The sequence below is a fragment of the Pseudomonas sp. MWU12-2319 genome, from assembly GCF_023242525.1.
Classification (GTDB): domain Bacteria; phylum Pseudomonadota; class Gammaproteobacteria; order Pseudomonadales; family Pseudomonadaceae; genus Aquipseudomonas; species Aquipseudomonas gingeri_D.
On the sequence record NZ_JALJES010000004.1, the window covers coordinates 294,657 to 312,609 of the forward strand.

Sequence of the window (17,953 nt, forward strand, 5' to 3'; positions counted from 1 at the left end):
CGCTATTCGAGGACGTTCCGTGGAAGCACTGCACAAGAAAATTCGCGAAGAAGGCATCGTGCTTTCCGATCAGGTCCTGAAGGTCGACGCCTTCCTGAACCACCAGATCGACCCGCAGTTGATGAAACTGATCGGTGACGAATTCGCCGCGCTGTTCGCCGACTCGGGCATTACCAAGATCGTCACCATCGAGGCCTCGGGGATTGCCCCGGCGATCATGACCGGGCTGAACCTCGGCGTGCCGGTGATTTTCGCCCGCAAGCACCAGTCCCTGACCCTGACGGAAAACCTGCTGTCGGCAACGGTGTATTCCTTCACCAAGCAGGTGGAAAACACCGTGGCGATTTCCCCGCGCCATCTGACCAGCAGCGACCGTGTGCTGATCATCGATGACTTCCTGGCCAACGGCAAAGCGTCCCAGGCGCTGATCTCGATCATCAAGCAGGCCGGCGCGACCGTGGCCGGCCTGGGCATCGTCATCGAGAAATCCTTCCAGGGCGGCCGCGCCGAGCTGGATGCCCAGGGTTATCGCGTGGAATCCCTGGCCCGGGTCAAGTCCCTGGCCGGTGGGGTCGTCAGCTTTCTCTGAGCCGAGCCCGGATATCAGAGGCCTATCGCGCTCGAGTCCCGCAGCGAACCGGATAACTTGAACAGTTCGCTGTCGGTCTTGATCCCCAGCTTGCGGTAGGCCGACTGTTTCTGCGTGCTGATGGTATTGGCGCTGCGGGAGAACTTGGCGGCAATCCCGTTCACCGACATGCCATCCAGGAAGCAGCGCAACACTTCCCGCTCCCGCGGCGAAAGAATCTCATCGTGCGCACAGCCGCACGTGCGCTCGGCGGCGACCGACACCTTGCACAACGCCGCCTCCGACACCCCCACCTCCCGGGCCATGGCCGGGTGCAGGTAGATCTTGCCGCGGGCCACGGTACGGATGGCGGCCGCCAGTTCGTCCAGGCGCTGGGACTTGCCGAAGAAGCCCCAGCTTCCCGCCTGCAGCGCCAGCGACACGGTCGCCGGCGTGTATTGCGCCGACAGCACCAGGGTCCGGCACTCGGGATAACGCACCCGCAGCGCGCGGATCAGGTTGACACCATCGATCTCCAGCGGACCGAGCATGAAATCGACGACCACGACATCGGGCCGTCGCTGGGCCAACGCGGCGAACAGTTCCCCACTCGTGGAAAAGGAACCGATGATCTCAAGATCGGACTCCTTGGATAACCACAAGGCCGTGCCCACCCTTATCACCTCATGGTCATCCAGCAGCATGACGGTGCGGGGACCAGGAAATACGCTACTCATCTTGGATCAGACCTCCTGAACGATAGAGCCAGGCCGGCAACGGGAGGGGCCCGGCTAAGACCTACAGAACTTTCAGACTTATAGCAGCCAGCACCGGGAGCACAAACGACAAACCATTCGAGAAATCACGAAACTGCCCAGGTTCGAGTTATCTCGATATGTCGGAAGTTTGGTTTGCACGAGAGTGATAACCCTCATCCGACAGGCTAGTACCTTCCCTGCCAGCCTATCGGAAGAGACATCAACTGAAACCATTCAAGGTAATCCGATGAAAATCTCTCAAGTCTCTGCCGCCGTTTCCCTTGCGCTCGCCGCCCTGATCGCTCTGCCGGCTTCCGCAGCCAACGACGGCATCATCAACTTCAACGGCTTGGTGACCGACGTGACCTGCACCATTGAAGGCGAAGCGCCAGGCGGCGGTACCGTGGTCAAGAACGTCGACCTGGGTGGTGTGCCCGCCTCTCTCCTGACAAACGCCGGCGATCGTCGGAACCTCACCGGCTTCACGATTCGCGTGGGCGCTCCAGGCGAAACGGCCTGCACCAACGGCCGCACCGCCATGGTCGCATTCGATCCGAGCAGCCCGGCGATCGATGTCGCCACCGGCCGCCTGAACATCGATGCAACCGCGAACGCCGCCAGCAACGTCCAGGTCGAGGTGACCAAGCGCGACGGCACACCGATCCACGTCTACAGCGAAAAATCCGAAGGCGTGGTCATCGCCAACAACCAGGCACTCATTCCCCTGGCCGCCCAGTACTACGCCACCGGCGCCGCGGGCGAAGGCGAGGTCGCCACCCGGGTCGGCTTCATGGTCGAGTACGCCGACTAAGCATCATCCAATGGACCTGCGCCCTGTCGTGGGTCCAGCCTTCAACACGAGAGCTTCGCCAATGAACAACCTGACTCGTTCGGGCATGGTCATCTGTGCCCTTCTGACGGCATCGCTGCACGCTACGTCCTCGTTTGCCGCCGTGATCATCCATGGCGCGCGCGTGATCTATCCCGCCGAACAACAGGAAGTCGTGGTCCGACTGGAGAACAAGGGCGAACGCCCCGCCCTGGTCCAGCTCTGGCTCGACGACGGCGACAAACGTGCGACACCCGCAACCGCGAAGGCGCCCTTCACCGCGCTACCGCCGATGCTGCGCATCGAACCGAAAAAGCAGCAGGCCCCGCGCCTGCGTTATACCGGCGAGCCGTTGCCCACGGACCGCGAAAGCCTGTTCTGGCTGAATGTGCTGGAAGTGCAGCCGACCGCAGCCGACGCCAAGGACAAGAACCTGCTGGAGCTGTCGTTTCGCTCCCGTCTGCGAGTGTTCTTCCGCCCCGAGGGGCTGCCCTATTCGAAGGCCGCCGCTGCACCGAAGCTGAGCTGGAAGCTGGTGCGCCACGAAGGCGGTCACGCCCTGGAAGTCGTCAACCCGACGCCTTATCACGTCTCCCTGGGCTCGGTCGAACTGGTGGGCAAAGGTGGCAACGAACGTTATCCGAAAGCCCCGAACAAGGAGGCCAACGACAGCCTGTTGCTGCCGGCCGGCGATATCAAGCGCTTCGCCCTGCCCGCCCTGCGGACCCCGCCCCCGGGAGCACTGAAGGTCGAGTTCAGCGCCATCAGCGATTTCGGCGCACGGGTCAGCCATACCGCCGACATCCCCTCTTGAACCGGACCGACGATTGCCCATGAACACCCTCAGATCCCAGCACACCGCCCGTTTCACTCGCCTCGCCGCCCGGCTCGCCCTGGCGACCCTGACGTTGATCACCTGCTTCACGGTGCAGGCCAGCGTCGTTATCACCGGCACCCGCGTGGTGTATCCGGCGAACCAGAAGGAGATGAGCATAAGGTTCGAGAACAAGAACCAGAAACCGGCGCTGGTACAGGTCTGGCTGGACAGCGGCGACGAGGAGGTGACGCCGGAACGGGCCAAGGTTCCGTTTGTCGCCACGCCACCGATCTTTCGGATGGAGCCGGACAAGCAGCAGGTCGTGCGCCTGACCTACACCGGTGAACCGCTGCCCAAGGATCGCGAGAGCCTGTTCTGGCTGAACATGCTGGAAGTCCCGCCCAAGGCCCCAGATTCGGAGCAGAGCAACCAGCTGCAACTGGCGTTCAAGACCCGCATCAAGCTGTTCTTTCGACCGCAGGGCCTGCCGTACGAGGCGGTACAGGCCACCGAAAAACTGCGCTGGACGCTGGTGAAAACCGAACAGGGGCCGGTCCTGGAAGTGCATAACCCGACGCCCTACCACCTGAACTTCGATTCGGTGGAGCTGCTGGCGGCGGGCCAACGCCATGCCAAGCCGGTCGGTGAGACGGCAGTCGCGAACATGGTCAATCCGCAGGCCAGCAACCGTTTCCCCCTGCCCAGCCTGAAGTCGACGCCGAGTGCCGGCGCCCAGGTCGAATTCCAGGTCATCGACGACTACGGCGCCCGCCACACGCACAAGGCCCAGGTCATGCTTTGACGGGCTGAATCCAAAACCGGCGTCCCTCGAACGCCCACCCGTAACGACACCTCCGGCCCCGTCGCGATCCACAACGCGCGACGGCAGGGAACGGCTTGCCCGAATCCGGCCATACACAAGGTTTGGAACGTTAGTGATGAGATCGAAGACACAACCTGTAGCCGGCGGATCGCACCCTGCGCGCAGCCGCCTGGCCCACGTCATTCACAGCCTCCTGCTGCTGGCCGCCGGCAGCGTCCTGGCCGCCTACGAGGTCGAGCAGGTGGAGTTCAACCCGGCCTTCTTTCCGGGAGGTGGCGGGCAGATCGACATCTCGCGCTTCAACGAAGGCAATGTGGTCCTGCCGGGACATTATCGTGCCGATATCAGCGTCAACGGCGGCTGGATCGGCCGCGACGAACTGACTTTCGCCGGTGTCGAGGGCCAGAAAAACGCGCAGCTGTGCCTGGATCGCGCCCTGCTGATCAGGCTCGGGATCGACCTCGACGGGGTGGCACAAAAGGCCGCCGACGCTGGCGAAACCGTTCCGCCGCCGTTACCGAGTACACCGGCCTGCGGCGATATCAGTACCTATCTACCCGACGCCAGCGCCCGCTTCGATGCCGGCGAAAGCCGCCTGGACCTGCAAGTCCCGCAGATCTACCTGTCACGCAAGGCGCGCGGTTATGTCAGTCCGGAGCACTGGGACACCGGCGTGAACGCGGCGTTCGTCCGCTACGACGCCAACGGCTTCATGAACAACAACCAGGGCCGCTCATCGTTCTCCAACTCCCTGCGGCTGAACACCGGTCTCAACCTGGAGGGTTGGCACCTGCGGCACAACGGCGCCTACAGCAGCAACGATGCCGGCAGCAGCTACCAGAGCAGCGCCACCTATGTGCAACGGGAACTGCCCGGGCTGCAATCGCAATTCATGACCGGCGAGATCTACACCACCGGCGAGTTGTTCGACAGCCTGCGCATGCGCGGCGCCAGCCTGGCCACCGACGATCGCATGCTGCCCGACTCGCAGACCGGCTATGCGCCCATCGTCCGTGGCGTGGCCGAGACCAACGCCCGGGTCAGCGTACGCCAGCGCGGCATCCTGCTCGACGAAACCACGGTGGCCCCCGGGCCGTTCGTGCTCGATGACCTGTTCCCCACCGGCTACGGCGGCGACCTGGAAGTCACCGTCACCGAGGCTGACGGGCGCCAGCGGCAATTCATCGTGCCTTTCGCTTCCGATGTGAAACTGCTCCGACCGGGTTACAGCCGCTACTCGTTGAGCGTGGGCGAAATGGCCGAGCTCGGCGTCAACAGCAATCCCTGGCTGAGCCAGGGCACTTTCCAGTACGGCCTCAACAACCTGCTGACCGGCTATGCCGGGGCCCTGGCCTCGGAAGGCTATAACTCGCAAATCCTCGGCACCGCCCTCAACACCCCGGTGGGAGCGATTTCGCTGGATCTGACCTCCTCCCATGCCCAGCTGCCGGGGAATGGCAACCGCCGGGGCCAGAGTCTGCAGGCCCGCTACAACAAGAACTTCGCCGACACCGGGACCAACTTCGCCCTCGGGGCCTTCCGTTACTCCACCGACGGTTTCCTCACCGCGCGGGATACCGCACGACTGCGCGAACTGGCCCGCGACGGCGGCAACCTGGACAATATCAGCCGGGTACGCGAACGCCTGGATATCAGCATCAACCAGAGCCTGGAGCGGGGTTCGCTGTTCCTCACCGGCTCGTCGCAGAACTACTGGAACCGCAAGGGCGGCAGCCTGAGCTTCAGCGCCGGCTACAGCAGCAACTGGCAACGCCTGAACTACACCCTCAGTGCCCAGCGCACCCGCGACCTGCTGACCGAGCGCAGCAGCAACCAGATCGACCTCACCGTCAGCCTGCCGCTGGGCTACTCGAACCGTGCGCCCAACCTGTCGAGCACGCTGACCCACGGCGACCGGCAAAACAGCATCCGCACTGGCCTCAGCGGCACTTGGGGCGAACGCAACGAGATCAACTACGGCGCTTCGGCCAGCCACGCCGACAATGGCATCGGCAACAGTTTCAACGCCGACCTGCAGTACCGCAGCCGCTACGCCCAGGCCTCCACCAGCTACAGCCAGGGCAACGGCTACCACTCGCAATCGCTAGGCCTGTCCGGCGGCCTGGTGGCCCATGCCGACGGCCTGACCCTGACCCCGGAACTGGGCGACACCTTCGGCCTGGTCAACGCGCCCGGAGCCAAGGGCGCCTGGGTCGGCGGCAATAACGCGCAGGTGGACGATAACGGCTACGCGGTGGTGCCACACCTCACGTCGTACCGCCAGAACGTGGTCGAGCTGGACCCCAGGGACATGTCCCACGACGTGGAGCTCAAGTCCGCCTCGCACAACGTCGCGCCCCGGGCCGGTTCCGTGGTGGTGATGAAGTACGAGACCAGCAGCGGGCGGGCCTTGATCATCAATGCCCTGCGCGAGGATGGCAGCCCGCTGCCCTTCGGTGCCGATGTGTTCGATGAAAGCGGCGTCAGCACAGGCGTGGTCGGGCAGAGCAGCAAGGCGTTTGTCCGGGTACCGCGCGATAGCGGCCAACTGACGGTCAAGTGGGGCTCGGCCAGCACGGACGTCTGCCGGATCACCTATGACCTGGGCACGCTCGCCGACTCGAACGGTTTACGTCAGATGGATGGTGAATGCCGGGCCGCCATGACCGATACGCCTCGGTCGGGTCCGTCGGATACCGCTGCGGATGAGGCTTGATCATGGTCGCCCATACCTGCTTCGCAAACGCCTCTGTCGACAGATTCCAGACCTTACTTCACGCGAGACAGAAAATGAAACGCCCCCTCCAGTCAGTTTGCGCATTGTTGATCCTTTCACTGCCGGTGGCGGCTCAAGCGGCGTGCAACTATTACCCAAACAACCCGCGCAACGGCGCAACTTTTCCAGCCACTATCAGCGTGCCGTCAAGTCTGGCAGTGGGAGCCCTGATAGCAAAAGCCACCTTTGGTGGTACATACCCCAGCGGCGTCAGCACCTGCAGCCCTCCCATCATGCAGCAAACAACCGGGCGATATACAACCGCCGATTTGGTGACGCTTCCTGGTGTGGGAGGTGTCTATCGAACCAATGTTCCAGGGATTGGCATACGGGTCTATGCGACGCTCAGGTGGGGGAGCCCCTACTTGCTGCCCCTCCACAGCAGCTCGACTTCACTGACCTATACAAGCTATGAGCACACCATCGTCACGATGGAGGCCCAGTTCTACAAAATAGGGAACGTATCAAACGGTACGGTCCCCGGCGCAAACCTCATGGTGAACAGCTGGGATGGGCGCACCATCCACACGGTTCTACTGAACAACCCCGTCAGCTTCGTCACCCCCACCGCCACCTGTGACCTCGCCGCTGGCGACGTCAGCCGCGTGATCGCACTGGACCCCGTGCGGATCTCGAACTTCACCGGCATCTCGATCGGCACCAAGAGTTTCGACCTGACCGCCAACTGCAGCAATGCCTCGAACGTCACCTTCAGATTCACCGGCACGCCGGATCCCGGAAACTCCGCGCTCTTTGCCAATAGCACCGGTTCGGCTCGCGGTGTTGCGCTATGGCTGCATACACCGGGCCAGACGGTAAGCAACAACAGTACTCGCACCGTCGCGGTTTCAGGCAACCGGGCCGTGCTGCGCATGGGCGCGGAGTACCACAAGACCACCGGCACCCTGACCAAAGGCACGCTGGTGAGCACCGTCACCGTCAACATCACCTACAACTGAGCCAACAGACCGCTCGCGGCAGCGCTCGTCGAATGCAATGCGTCAATCAACGCTTTACCTGACAAGGATACCTGTAATGAAAAAACCTCTTTTCGTATTGCCCCTACTGGTTGCCGCTGCAACGATCACCGGCACGGCTCAAGCTGTCCAGACCGGCAGTCTGCGGTTCACAGGTGATATCCAGGGTGGCACCTGCCACCTGGCCACCGGCGATGTCAGCCGCTTGATCGAGCTGCCTCCGGTCAAGGTCAGCGATTTCGATAGCGCCACTTGGGCCGGGCTCAAGACATTCGACCTGACCGCCAACTGCGACTCGGATATCAGAAGTGTCACCTTCACCTTTAACGGCACATCGGACTCCTTAGCGCCTGAACGCTTCGCCAATACCGGCACCGCCCGCGGCATCGCTACCGTGATTCAATCGCGCATCGGGGGAACTGCCTACAACTTCCCTGCCAACGGCAACCCTACCGCTCGCTCGCGAACCATTTCAACAACCGCCGGCCGTGCGGTACTGCCCATGGGCGCGCACTACATAAAGACCGTCCTCTTCGGCGTCTCCAAAGGCACACTGATCACCACGGCCTCCGTGACCATTACCTATAACTGACGCCACAAGCCTTACCAGGCCGCCACCTTCCGTCGGCCCGCCAGAACGGACAACACCCGATGAAGACCTACCTGATACCCCTGGCGCTGGCGCTCGCGACCATCGCCCCGGCTTCGGCCACGGAAACCCTGAACCCGGGCAATCTGCGCTTCGAAGGCACTGTCGAGGGCGGCACCTGCAACCTGATTGCCGATGACATCGAACGCGCCATATCCCTGCCACCGGTCAAGATCGATGACTTCGCGGGCGTCGACTCCGCGGGCCACAAGCCCTTCGAGCTGAGCGTCCGCTGCGACTCCGATATCACCAGCGTCACCTTCACGTTCCATGGCACGCCGGCCTCCTCGGATGGCGCCCGCTTCGCCAACACCGGCGATGTCAGCGGCCTGACGCTGTGGCTGTACTCGCAGCTGGGAGGCGTGCGACAGACCATCCGCGCCGACGGCAACGACAATACCCGCACCCTGACGCCGAGCGGCGGCCAGGCGGTGCTGCCACTGGGGGCGGCCTACTGGAAGTCCGGCGCGGTCAGCGAAGGCAAGCTGGAAAGCCTGGCGACGGTGGACGTCACCTACAACTGAGGCATGCGCCCTGCGCCAAGGCCCTGTCGCTAGCCGGCAGTGGCCTGCAACCCCGCCAGCAACAGGCGCTGGTACAACTCGTCACGCAGGCCTTGGGGCTGTGCCAGCCCCATGCGCTCCAGATGTACCGGGAACGCCGACGGCTCGGGCGCGTCCAGCGTCGCCTTGCCCAACTCAAGTGCCTCGGTGAGCTTGAATTTGCTCTTGAGCCAGTTCAGCGCCCGCAGCAGATCCCGCTCCTCCACGCTGAAATCACAGCCCAGCGGATACTCCGGGAACAACTGCGGGTGACGCGCGCGAATCGCCTGCAAACGTTGCGGGCTGTTATCGGCAAACCGCGAATCGAGACGGAAATTCCCCGGCAGCTTGCCGACTTTTTGCGCCTGCTCGATCAGCTCCGACTGAAAGCGCGAATCGGCGATATTCAGCAACGCTTCGATCACCTGGGCGTCGGTCTTGCCGCGCAGATCGGCAATCCCATACTCGGTGACCACGATATCCCGCAGATGCCGGGGGATGGTGCAATGCCCATACTCCCAGACGATATTCGAACTGACCTCGCCGCCCGACTCGCGCCAGCTGCGCAGGATCAGGATCGAGCGCGCGCCCTCCAGCGCATGGCCCTGGGCCACGAAGTTGTACTGCCCGCCGACACCGCTGAGCACCCGGCCGTCTTCGAGCTGGTCGGCCACCCCCGCGCCCAGCAACGTCATGGTGAAGGCGCTGTTGATAAAGCGTGCGTCGAGACGCTGCAGGCGCTTGAGTTCTTCCTGGCCAAACAGCTCGTTGATATAGCTGATGGCGGTCATGTTGAACTCGCCCAGCTTGTCCCGGGACAGCTCGTGCAGGCGCTGATAAAAACTGCGCGGGCCGAGAAAGAAGCCGCCATGCACCGCAATACCGCCCGTCTGCAGGGCACTGTCGAGGGTTCCGGCATTGGCCTGGCGTTGCTGCTCAAGGTCGGCGTAGACCTTGCGCCGCACGATACCCGCGTCCACCAGCACCAGCAGGCCATTGACGAACATCTCGCTGCAACCGTAAAGCCCCTTGGCAAACGACTCGATGCCACCCTCCTTGTCGAGCAGCACCTTCCAGGGGGACAGGTCGATATCCGCCAGCAAGGCCTGGTAACCCTCGTTGTCCGCCTGACGGGCCAGCAAGGCACCGGTCAAGGCGTCGCCCATGGAGCCGATGCCGATCTGCAGGGTGCCACCATCGCGCACCAGGGTGCTGGCGTGCAGGCCGATAAAGTGGTCCTGGGTGTCCACCGGCATATTCGGGGTGGAGAACAGGGTACTGCGTTCCGGTTCGTCGATCAGCAGGTCGAAGGCATCACGGCTGAGTTCCGAATCCCCGGGCATATACGGCAGATCGCTGTGAACCTGCGCCAGCACCAGGATGGTCTCCCCGGCGGCGCGGCGGCGGGCGATCATCGACAGCAGGTCGAGGGTGATGTCCGGATTGCAGCTCAGGCTCAGATGCCCGGGATGTTCCGGCGCCTCGGCCACCAGTTGCGCGATCAGGTTCAGGCCGGCGGCGTTGATATCGCGGGCGGCATGGCTGTAGTTGCTGCTGACGTAATCCTGCTGGGCCTGCTCGCTGTGCAACAGGCTGCCGGGCTGCATGAAGAACTGCTGGACATGGATATTCGGCGGCAGGCTGTCCCGGCGCAGGTCGGCGAGGAAATCCAGTTCGGGGTAGTCGCCGAATACTCGTTCGACAAAGGGTTCGAGGAAACGCCGCTGCAAACCGTCGCCCAGGGATGGGCGACCGAGACTCAAGGCCGTATAGATCGTCAGCCGACGCTCCGGCAATTGCCTGATGCGCTGGTAGAGCGCGTTGATAAAGCGGTTGGGTTTGCCCAGGCCCAAGGGGCTGGCCATGTGGATATGTGCCGGCAGCCGTGCCAGCACCTCATCGACCGCACGTTCGATAGAACAGGATTGCACCATCGGATCCTCCTCGCCTTTCCGTGAATTGAGGTTCGACCGAGCTTGCCGGGAATCTGCTGAAAATGACAGCCCACAGACACAGGATCGGGTTTTCAGCAGATGCAAAAAAGCCGCTCGTAAGCGGCTTTTTCAGAGACGATCGGTCTTATTTCAACCCGGACATTTTCTCGATCGCACCTTTGAGCTCGTCATCGGAGCAATCGGCGCAGGTGCCTTTTGGCGGCATCGCGTTAAGGCCGGTGATGGCCTTGGCCAGCAGGCCACTGAGGCCACCTTGGTGATCGGCGCGATCTTTCCAGGCCGCGGCGTCGCCGATTTTCGGCGAACCCAGCAAACCGGTGCCGTGGCAGGCGTTGCAATGTTTGGCAATCACTTCATCCGGCGTCTTGGCACCACCGCCACCGCCCACGGTAGCCGCCACTTCCATGCCTTTACACTCTTCGCCCTGGACACACACCTTGCCCACCGGCTCCAGGCGCTTGGCAATGTCGTCATTGATGGTCGAAGCCTGAGCGCTGATGGCCCACAGGGCGACTACGGTTGCTGGTACGGCCAGCATTTTCATAATTGGATTCACGCGTACACCCTCAATGGTGGCTAATCACGCCCGCAACCACGGTTTCGCAGGCGGCGTGAGTATAACGGTTCGATTGCCACTGCGAAACAACCCTAATAGTCACAAGGGTATTAGCAAGTGGCCAATCAATACTACCGGGCGCCTTGAAATCCCTGACCTGACGCCTCTCTGTTAAAAATTCGCCGGTGTCGCTGCGCTGATTAGTCGCGCGGGGGTATCGAACGGGTTGCGGAAGCGATGCGGCTTGGTGCTTTCAAAATAGTAGCTGTCGCCCGCCTCGAGGACGAAAGTTTCTGCACCCACCACCAATTCCAGTCGGCCTTCCAGCAAAATGCCAGTCTCTTCGCCTTCATGGGTGAGCATTTCCTCTCCGGTGTCGGCACCTGGAGGATAGATCTCATTGAGAAAAGCGATAGCACGGCTGGGATGAGCACGACCGACCAGCTTCATGGTCACGGCACCATCGGAGATATCGATCAGCTCGTTGGCCTTGTAGACGATCTGGGTCGGTTTTTCCTGGAGGATTTCTTCGGAAAAGAACTCGACCATGGACATGGGAATGCCGCCAAGCACCTTCCTCAGCGAACTGATCGAGGGGCTGACACTGTTTTTCTCAATCATTGAAATGGTGCTATTGGTGACGCCCGCGCGTTTGGCGAGTTCACGCTGAGACAGACCTTTCAGTTTACGGATGGATTGCAGTCGTTCACCGACGTCCAATACGGCAGCCTCCCAGGGATTCAGGCGATGTTGTAATTGAGCGATATCATGGCATAGCGTTCAGTATTTACAACACTCAGGGCCGAATCCTGGTCGGCGGGACGATCTGTGGCGCGGCGGGTTGCCCGTTAGCTCCCGGTGTAGAGCAGTGGCACCCGGCGCAGGTTGCAGAAGATCTGATAAGGAATGGTCTCGGCCCGGGCCGCGACCTCACTGGCCAGGATGTTCTTGCCCCACAACTCCACCGTCGAGCCCAACCCGGCCTGGGGCACGTCGGTCAGATCGATGCACAGCATGTCCATCGACACCCGGCCCAGCAGTTGGCTCGGCTGGCCCGCCACCAGCACCGGCGTGCCGGTCGGTGCGTGACGCGGATAGCCGTCGGCATAACCCATCGCAACCACGCCAACCCGCGTCGGCCTGGACGTCACGAACAGGCCGCCGTAGCCCACCGGCTCACCCGCCGGCAGCTCGCGCACACTGATGACTTTCGACTCCAGGGTCATGACCGGCTGCAAACGCGCGGCGACAGGGTTTTCTTCTTCGAAAGGCGTCGAGCCGAACAGCAGGATGCCGGGACGTACCCAGTCGCTGGAAATCTGCGGCCAACCGAGCACCGCCGGAGAGTTGCGCAGGCTGACCTCAGCCGACAAACCCTGGCGCGCGGCCTCGAAGGTCGCCACCTGTTCGGCGCTGCGCTGGCTGCCCAGTTCATCGGCGCGGGCGAAGTGGCTCATCAGGACGATTTTCGCCACTTTGCCGCTGGCCTGCAGGCGCTGGTAAGCCGCCTGATAATCGGCCGGTTCCAGCCCCACCCGGTGCATGCCCGAGTCGAGTTTGAGCCAGACATTGATCGGCTTGGCCAACACCGCCTGCTCGATGGCCTCCAGCTGCCAGAGCGCATGCACCACGCACCAGAAGTCGTGCTCGACGATCAGTGGCAGTTCGGCGGCCTCGAAAAAGCCCTCCAGCAACAGGATCGGCGCGCGAATCCCCCCGGCCCGTAACTCGAGGGCCTCCTCGATACAGGCCACGGCAAAACCATCGGCCTCGGCTTCCAGGGTCTGGGCACAGCGCAGCGCGCCATGACCATAGGCATCGGCCTTGATCACCGCGAGGGTTCGGGCACCCGAGACTTCGCGGGCCAATTGGTAGTTGTGACGCAGGGCTTGGAGGTCGATCAGGGCACGGGCAGGACGCATGGCGGCAAACTTCTGGACGGTCAACGGGGAAAAAAACCGGTGCGAAAAGCAGTGAGACCGCCATCACACCGGGAGAGGGATCGTACTTAAGGCAGAGCGGCCACGACCGACAGCTCGACCAGGATTTCCGGTTCGCACAGCTTCGACTCAACCGTGGCACGGGCCGGCGCGACGCCTTTGGGCAGCCACTTGTCCCAGACCGAATTCATCCCGGCGAAGTCGGCATCGATGTCTTTCAGGTAGATCGTCACCGACAGCAACCTGCTCTTGTCGGTACCCGCCAGATCCAGCAAACGCTCGATATTGCCGAGGGCTTCACGGGTCTGGGTTTCAATCCCGGCGCTCATGTTGTCGCCAACCTGCCCCGCCAGATACACGGTACCGCTGTGAACAACGATCTGGCTCAGACGTTCATTGGTGAGCTGGCGCTGGATTGCCATGTTTTGCAGTCTCCTGGGGCGTTTTGCCGTAACGGGAAATATCGAGGCCTTCGGCGCTGATCTGCGGCTTTTTCTTCGCCATCAGGTCAGCCAGCAGGCGACCGGAGCCACAAGCCATGGTCCAGCCGAGCGTACCGTGACCGGTGTTCAGGAACAGATTGCGGAATGAGGTCGCCCCCACGATCGGCGTACCGTCGGGAGTGGTCGGACGCAAACCGGTCCAGAAACTGGCTTGCTCGAGGTCGCCGCCCTGAGGATAAAGATCGCCGACGATCATCTCCAGCGTTTCGCGCCGTTTCGGGTTCAGCGACAGGTCAAAACCGGCGATTTCCGCCATGCCACCGACGCGGATGCGGTTGTCGAAACGAGTGATCGCGACCTTGTAGGTTTCATCAAGGATAGTCGAAGTCGGGGCCATGGCCGGGTTGGTGATCGGCACGGTCAGCGAATAGCCCTTGAGCGGGTAGACCGGCGCCTTGATCCCCAGCGGCTTGAGCAACTGCGGCGAATAACTGCCCAGCGCCAGTACGTAGCGGTCGGCGGTTTCCAGCTTGCCGTCGATCCACACGCCGTTGATGCGGTCACCCGCATGGTCGAGCCGTTGAATGTCCTGGCCGAAGCGGAATTCCACACCGAGCTTGATGGCCATTTCGGCCAGGCGGCTGGTGAACATCTGGCAGTCGCCGGTCTGGTCGTTCGGCAGGCGCAGGGCGCCGGCGAGGATATCGGTGACGCTGGCCAGGGCCGGTTCGACCCGGGCAATGCCGGCGCGGTCGAGCAATTCGTAAGGGACACCGGACTCTTTCAGTACCGCGATGTCTTTTGCTGCGCCATCGAGTTGCGCCTGGGTGCGGAACAACTGGGTGGTCCCCAGGCTACGGCCTTCGTAGGCAATCCCGGTTTCGGCGCGCAGTTCGTCGAGGCAGTCACGGCTGTACTCGGACAGGCGGACCATGCGCTCCTTGTTCACCGCATAACGACTGGCGGTGCAGTTGCGCAGCATCTGTGCCATCCACAGGTACTGGTCGATATCGGCGGTGGCCTTGATCGCCAGCGGCGCGTGACGCTGCAGCAGCCACTTGATGGCCTTGAGCGGCACGCCCGGGGCGGCCCAGGGCGAGGCATAACCGGGCGAGACCTGGCCGGCGTTGGCGAAACTGGTCTCCATGGCCGCGGCCGGCTGACGGTCGACCACCACCACTTCGAAACCGGCCCGCGCCAGATAATAAGCACTGGTGGTACCAATGACGCCGCTACCCAATACCAGAACTCGCATGTGTCTATTCCTCAATCCGCGGCCAGGCGCCGATGTTTAATGTTCAAAGCCAAGATGCGCGCAGTGTAAAAAACAATAGCCAGTGCTTTTCACTATATAAGTGCCTATATTTGGCGAGAATTCTCGGCACTATCGCTTTTGACGGAGGGGCATTCCCTAATGAGAACCAACCATCAGACCAAGCGCGAGCTGGACAAGATCGACCGCAATATCCTGCGCATCCTGCAGGCCGACGGACGCATCTCGTTCACTGAGCTTGGCGAAAAGGTCGGACTGTCCACCACGCCCTGCACCGAGCGGGTTCGCCGGCTGGAGCGCGAAGGCATCATCATGGGCTACAACGCCCGGTTGAACCCGCAGCACCTCAAGGGCAGCCTGCTGGTGTTCGTCGAGATCAGCCTCGACTACAAGTCGGGCGACACCTTCGAAGAATTCCGACGTGCCGTGCTGAAATTGCCCCATGTGCTGGAATGCCACCTGGTCTCGGGGGATTTCGACTACCTGGTGAAAGCACGGATTTCCGAGATGGCTTCCTACCGCAAGCTGCTCGGCGACATCCTGCTCAAGCTGCCCCACGTTCGGGAGTCCAAGAGCTATATCGTGATGGAAGAAGTGAAGGAGAGCCTGAACCTGCCGATTCCGGATTGAGCCTAGACCAGTACCTGACGCGTGGTAGCGATGTATTCGTGCACCTGCTGCTCGGCCCGTGGATGAATCATCTCCACGGGACGTCGGCCATTGGGGCAAGGCAACGTGGGTGTTGTCCCGAACAAGCGACAGATCAGCGGACGCTCGTCATACACAGTGCAGCCGTTCGGTCCCAGGTGCACGCAATTGAGCTCGTCCAGCGCCGCTTCCTGCTCGGCGGCGGTCTTGCGCGGCAGGCGGGCCATCTCCTCGGACGAAGTGGTCACCGGCCCGCAGCAGTCGTGACAGCCCGGCACGCAGTCGAACGACGGAATTTGCTGACGCAGAAAGCGGATTTTCTGACTGTTGCAACTCATCGAACGACGACCGGAAAGAAGAACAAGCGCGTATTTTGCCTGAAAAGACCACTCCCGGCAGCAAACCTGCTCATCTGAAGGAGCGCGGTCCCCTGTAGGAGCCGGCTTGCCGGCGATCAGGCCCTTGAGTCATGCGCCCGCTGGCAAGCCGGGCTCCCACAAATTTCGCGTCAAGAACGCCAGAACGGTTTCAAACCTTCTTTCCGGGCCTGCTCCGGGCTCAATCCGATATCGCTCAGTTCCTCGGGCGTAAGTGCAAGCAAGGTCTTGCGGGTACGCAGACGATGCCAGAACAGACCCATGGCACCGAAGGCCGGAGCGCCGCCACGGGCGGAAGACGCCATGACTACCCGCTCGTGCTCGATCACCAGTTCCTGACTGCGCAACACCAGACGCACATCGCTCATGCCGTTCATTACCTCTGCTCCTTTGTTACTCGGTTGCCATGAGTACATAGAATGGGTGAGCGGCCAAAACCATTACAGATTCAATCAATTTTTATTAATTCAATACAGATCTCGCCAAAGCGCGACTGAATCCTGTATTTTCTTCCTATCTGTACCGTCCAACGCTTTCCACCGTCGCCGAGAACTGCGCCATGACCCTCTACGTCAACCTTGCCGAACTGCTTGGAACCCGCATAGAACAGGGTTTCTATCGCCCCGGAGACCGCCTGCCTTCTGTACGGGCGTTGAGCGTGGAGCACGGTGTCAGTTTGAGTACGGTGCAGCAGGCCTACCGCGTCCTGGAAGACAGCGGGCTGGCCCAACCAAAACCCAAGTCCGGCTACTTCGTACCCGTAGGCCGCGAACTACCGGCGTTGCCGGTCATCGGCCGACCGGCACAACGCCCTGTTGATATCTCGCAATGGGAACAGGTGCTGGAACTGATTCGCGCCGTCCCTCGCGAGGACACCGTACAGTTGGGCCGCGGCATGCCCGACATCGACAGCCCGACCCTGAAACCGCTGCTGCGCAGCCTGGCGCAGATCAGCCGCCGCCAGGACATGCCCGGCCTGTCCTACGACAATATCCACGGCAACTTCGGGCTGCGCGAACAGGTGGCGCGCCTGCTGCTCGACTCCGGCTGCCAGCTCGGCCCCCAAGATCTGGTGATCACCACCGGCTGCCACGAGGCCCTGTCCACCAGCATCCGCTCCATCTGCGAGCCGGGGGACATCGTCGCGGTGGACTCACCCAGCTTCCACGGCGCCATGCAGACCCTCAAGGGCTTGGGTATGAAGGCCCTGGAAATCCCCACCGACCCGATCACCGGCATCAGCCTCGACGCCCTGGAACTGGCCCTCGAGCAGTGGCCGATCAAGGCCATACAGTTGACCCCCAACTGCAACAACCCGCTGGGCTATATCATGCCGGAGTCGCGCAAGCGCGCCCTGCTGACCCTGGCCCAGCGCTTCGACGTGGCGATTATCGAAGACGATGTGTATGGCGAACTGGCCTACACCTACCCCCGTCCGCGCACCATCAAGTCCTTCGATGAAGACGGTCGCGTGCTGCTCTGCAGCTCCTTCTCCAAGACCCTCGCCCCGGGCCTGCGCATCGGTTGGGTCGCACCCGGTCGTTACCTCGAACGGGTGCTGCACATGAAGTACATCAGCACCGGTTCCACGGCCCCGCAGCCACAGCTGGCCATCGCCGACTTCCTCAGAAACGGGCACTTCGAGCCGCATCTGCGACGCATGCGCAGCCAATACCAGCGCAACCGCGACCTGATGATCGACTGGATCAGCCGTTATTTTCCCGCCGGTACCCGCGCCAGTCGCCCCCAGGGCAGCTTCATGCTCTGGGTCGAACTGCCCGAAGGGTTCGATGCCCTGCGCCTGAACCGGGCGCTGCAGGACCAGGGCGTGCAGATCGCGGTGGGCAGCATCTTTTCCGCCTCGGGCAAATACCGTAACTGCCTGCGCATGAACTACGCTGCCAAGCCGACGCCACTGATCGAAGAGGCTGTGCGCAAGGTCGGCGCGGCCGCGATCAAATTACTGGCACAAAACGAGAGCAGTATCGATTGACCTTTACCCGCCGGACAGCGTCCATATGC

The 17,953-nt window shown here is 62.2% G+C and carries 19 protein-coding genes; 10 read left to right on the top strand and 9 right to left on the bottom strand.

What is annotated here, in order from left to right; all coding sequences use genetic code 11:
* Nucleotides 1–19 precede the first annotated feature (19 nt).
* Entirely contained in the window at nt 20–589 is a 570-nt protein-coding gene (locus M5C01_RS08960) for a xanthine phosphoribosyltransferase (protein WP_103499758.1), read from the top strand.
* A gap of 14 nt (nt 590–603) precedes the next feature.
* On the opposite strand, the gene M5C01_RS08965 is transcribed toward M5C01_RS08960, so the two are convergent.
* Nucleotides 604–1,272, bottom strand: a complete 669-nt coding sequence (locus tag M5C01_RS08965; RefSeq protein ID WP_152736883.1) for a response regulator transcription factor — start codon at nt 1,270–1,272, stop codon at nt 604–606.
* Between the two features lie 301 nt (nt 1,273–1,573).
* Here M5C01_RS08965 and M5C01_RS08970 point away from each other — a divergent pair, with 301 nt between their 5' ends.
* The 7 genes from M5C01_RS08970 to M5C01_RS09000 all read left to right on the top strand — a co-directional run bounded on the left by M5C01_RS08970 (nt 1,574) and on the right by M5C01_RS09000 (nt 8,721).
* Nucleotides 1,574–2,137 (top strand): fimbrial protein, encoded by a 564-nt coding sequence (locus M5C01_RS08970; protein ID WP_103499760.1) that lies wholly within the window; start codon nt 1,574–1,576, stop codon nt 2,135–2,137.
* Between the two features lie 61 nt (nt 2,138–2,198).
* Complete coding sequence (locus M5C01_RS08975) at nt 2,199–2,969, top strand: fimbria/pilus periplasmic chaperone (protein WP_103499761.1); 771 nt, start codon at nt 2,199–2,201, stop codon at nt 2,967–2,969.
* A gap of 19 nt (nt 2,970–2,988) precedes the next feature.
* Nucleotides 2,989–3,774: a fimbria/pilus periplasmic chaperone gene (locus M5C01_RS08980; RefSeq protein WP_152736679.1), complete on the top strand. Its 786-nt coding sequence runs from the start codon at nt 2,989–2,991 to the stop codon at nt 3,772–3,774.
* 136 nt (nt 3,775–3,910) lie between these two features.
* Nucleotides 3,911–6,511, top strand: a complete 2,601-nt coding sequence (locus M5C01_RS08985) for a fimbria/pilus outer membrane usher protein (RefSeq protein ID WP_152736678.1) — start codon at nt 3,911–3,913, stop codon at nt 6,509–6,511.
* A 74-nt stretch (nt 6,512–6,585) separates the two neighbouring features.
* Complete coding sequence (locus tag M5C01_RS08990) at nt 6,586–7,530, top strand: fimbrial protein (protein WP_103497920.1); 945 nt, start codon at nt 6,586–6,588, stop codon at nt 7,528–7,530.
* Nucleotides 7,531–7,606: 76 nt separating this feature from the next.
* Nucleotides 7,607–8,140, top strand: coding sequence for a fimbrial protein (locus M5C01_RS08995; protein WP_152736677.1), 534 nt, complete (start codon nt 7,607–7,609; stop codon nt 8,138–8,140).
* 59 nt (nt 8,141–8,199) lie between these two features.
* Nucleotides 8,200–8,721, top strand: coding sequence for a fimbrial protein (locus M5C01_RS09000; RefSeq protein WP_152736676.1), 522 nt, complete (start codon nt 8,200–8,202; stop codon nt 8,719–8,721).
* A 29-nt stretch (nt 8,722–8,750) separates the two neighbouring features.
* On the opposite strand, the gene M5C01_RS09005 is transcribed toward M5C01_RS09000, so the two are convergent.
* From M5C01_RS09005 to dadA, 6 genes are all read right to left on the bottom strand, one after another.
* On the bottom strand, nt 8,751–10,673 hold the full coding sequence (locus M5C01_RS09005; protein ID WP_152736675.1) for an acetyl-CoA hydrolase/transferase C-terminal domain-containing protein: 1,923 nt from the start codon (nt 10,671–10,673) through the stop codon (nt 8,751–8,753).
* A 145-nt stretch (nt 10,674–10,818) separates the two neighbouring features.
* Complete coding sequence (locus M5C01_RS09010; protein WP_103497912.1) at nt 10,819–11,238, bottom strand: c-type cytochrome; 420 nt, start codon at nt 11,236–11,238, stop codon at nt 10,819–10,821.
* A 183-nt stretch (nt 11,239–11,421) separates the two neighbouring features.
* Nucleotides 11,422–11,970 (bottom strand): cupin domain-containing protein, encoded by a 549-nt coding sequence (locus M5C01_RS09015; RefSeq protein ID WP_100942162.1) that lies wholly within the window; start codon nt 11,968–11,970, stop codon nt 11,422–11,424.
* A 128-nt stretch (nt 11,971–12,098) separates the two neighbouring features.
* Complete coding sequence (gene alr / locus M5C01_RS09020; protein WP_152736674.1) at nt 12,099–13,172, bottom strand: alanine racemase; 1,074 nt, start codon at nt 13,170–13,172, stop codon at nt 12,099–12,101.
* 86 nt (nt 13,173–13,258) lie between these two features.
* Nucleotides 13,259–13,612 (bottom strand): RidA family protein, encoded by a 354-nt coding sequence (locus M5C01_RS09025; protein WP_103497910.1) that lies wholly within the window; start codon nt 13,610–13,612, stop codon nt 13,259–13,261.
* Nucleotides 13,584–14,888 carry a D-amino acid dehydrogenase gene (gene dadA / locus M5C01_RS09030; RefSeq protein WP_103497908.1) on the bottom strand — a complete coding sequence of 435 codons (1,305 nt, stop codon included), beginning with the start codon at nt 14,886–14,888 and terminating at the stop codon, nt 13,584–13,586. The genes M5C01_RS09025 and dadA overlap by 29 nt, the downstream gene beginning before the upstream one ends.
* Nucleotides 14,889–15,047: 159 nt before the next feature.
* On the opposite strand from dadA, the gene M5C01_RS09035 reads away from it, so the two are divergent.
* Complete coding sequence (locus tag M5C01_RS09035) at nt 15,048–15,536, top strand: Lrp/AsnC ligand binding domain-containing protein (protein ID WP_017125528.1); 489 nt, start codon at nt 15,048–15,050, stop codon at nt 15,534–15,536.
* 2 nt (nt 15,537–15,538) lie between these two features.
* Here M5C01_RS09035 and M5C01_RS09040 read toward each other — a convergent pair whose 3' ends face one another.
* Nucleotides 15,539–15,892, bottom strand: coding sequence for a YkgJ family cysteine cluster protein (locus tag M5C01_RS09040; protein ID WP_103497907.1), 354 nt, complete (start codon nt 15,890–15,892; stop codon nt 15,539–15,541).
* 170 nt (nt 15,893–16,062) lie between these two features.
* Nucleotides 16,063–16,308: a DUF1127 domain-containing protein gene (locus tag M5C01_RS09045; protein ID WP_103497905.1), complete on the bottom strand. Its 246-nt coding sequence runs from the start codon at nt 16,306–16,308 to the stop codon at nt 16,063–16,065.
* Between the two features lie 182 nt (nt 16,309–16,490).
* On the opposite strand from M5C01_RS09045, the gene M5C01_RS09050 reads away from it, so the two are divergent.
* The gene (locus tag M5C01_RS09050; RefSeq protein WP_103497903.1) at nt 16,491–17,924 is read left to right on the top strand and encodes a PLP-dependent aminotransferase family protein; all 1,434 of its coding nucleotides are present in this window, start codon (nt 16,491–16,493) and stop codon (nt 17,922–17,924) included.
* Nucleotides 17,925–17,953: the final 29 nt, after the last annotated feature.

What these genes read in the sequence shown, in the direction of transcription:
- M5C01_RS08965 (WP_152736883.1), bottom strand. Translation starts at nt 1,272, where the DNA reads ATGCTGCTGGATGACCATGAGGTGATAAGGGTGGGCACGGCCTTGTGG.
- M5C01_RS08970 (WP_103499760.1), top strand. Translation starts at nt 1,574, where the DNA reads ATGAAAATCTCTCAAGTCTCTGCCGCCGTTTCCCTTGCGCTCGCCGCC.
- M5C01_RS08975 (WP_103499761.1), top strand. Translation starts at nt 2,199, where the DNA reads ATGAACAACCTGACTCGTTCGGGCATGGTCATCTGTGCCCTTCTGACG.
- M5C01_RS08980 (WP_152736679.1), top strand. Translation starts at nt 2,989, where the DNA reads ATGAACACCCTCAGATCCCAGCACACCGCCCGTTTCACTCGCCTCGCC.
- M5C01_RS08985 (WP_152736678.1), top strand. Translation starts at nt 3,911, where the DNA reads ATGAGATCGAAGACACAACCTGTAGCCGGCGGATCGCACCCTGCGCGC.
- M5C01_RS08990 (WP_103497920.1), top strand. Translation starts at nt 6,586, where the DNA reads ATGAAACGCCCCCTCCAGTCAGTTTGCGCATTGTTGATCCTTTCACTG.
- M5C01_RS08995 (WP_152736677.1), top strand. Translation starts at nt 7,607, where the DNA reads ATGAAAAAACCTCTTTTCGTATTGCCCCTACTGGTTGCCGCTGCAACG.
- M5C01_RS09000 (WP_152736676.1), top strand. Translation starts at nt 8,200, where the DNA reads ATGAAGACCTACCTGATACCCCTGGCGCTGGCGCTCGCGACCATCGCC.
- M5C01_RS09005 (WP_152736675.1), bottom strand. Translation starts at nt 10,673, where the DNA reads ATGGTGCAATCCTGTTCTATCGAACGTGCGGTCGATGAGGTGCTGGCA.
- M5C01_RS09010 (WP_103497912.1), bottom strand. Translation starts at nt 11,238, where the DNA reads ATGAAAATGCTGGCCGTACCAGCAACCGTAGTCGCCCTGTGGGCCATC.
- alr (WP_152736674.1), bottom strand. Translation starts at nt 13,172, where the DNA reads ATGCGTCCTGCCCGTGCCCTGATCGACCTCCAAGCCCTGCGTCACAAC.
- M5C01_RS09025 (WP_103497910.1), bottom strand. Translation starts at nt 13,612, where the DNA reads ATGGCAATCCAGCGCCAGCTCACCAATGAACGTCTGAGCCAGATCGTT.
- dadA (WP_103497908.1), bottom strand. Translation starts at nt 14,888, where the DNA reads ATGCGAGTTCTGGTATTGGGTAGCGGCGTCATTGGTACCACCAGTGCT.
- M5C01_RS09035 (WP_017125528.1), top strand. Translation starts at nt 15,048, where the DNA reads ATGAGAACCAACCATCAGACCAAGCGCGAGCTGGACAAGATCGACCGC.
- M5C01_RS09040 (WP_103497907.1), bottom strand. Translation starts at nt 15,892, where the DNA reads ATGAGTTGCAACAGTCAGAAAATCCGCTTTCTGCGTCAGCAAATTCCG.
- M5C01_RS09045 (WP_103497905.1), bottom strand. Translation starts at nt 16,308, where the DNA reads ATGAACGGCATGAGCGATGTGCGTCTGGTGTTGCGCAGTCAGGAACTG.
- M5C01_RS09050 (WP_103497903.1), top strand. Translation starts at nt 16,491, where the DNA reads ATGACCCTCTACGTCAACCTTGCCGAACTGCTTGGAACCCGCATAGAA.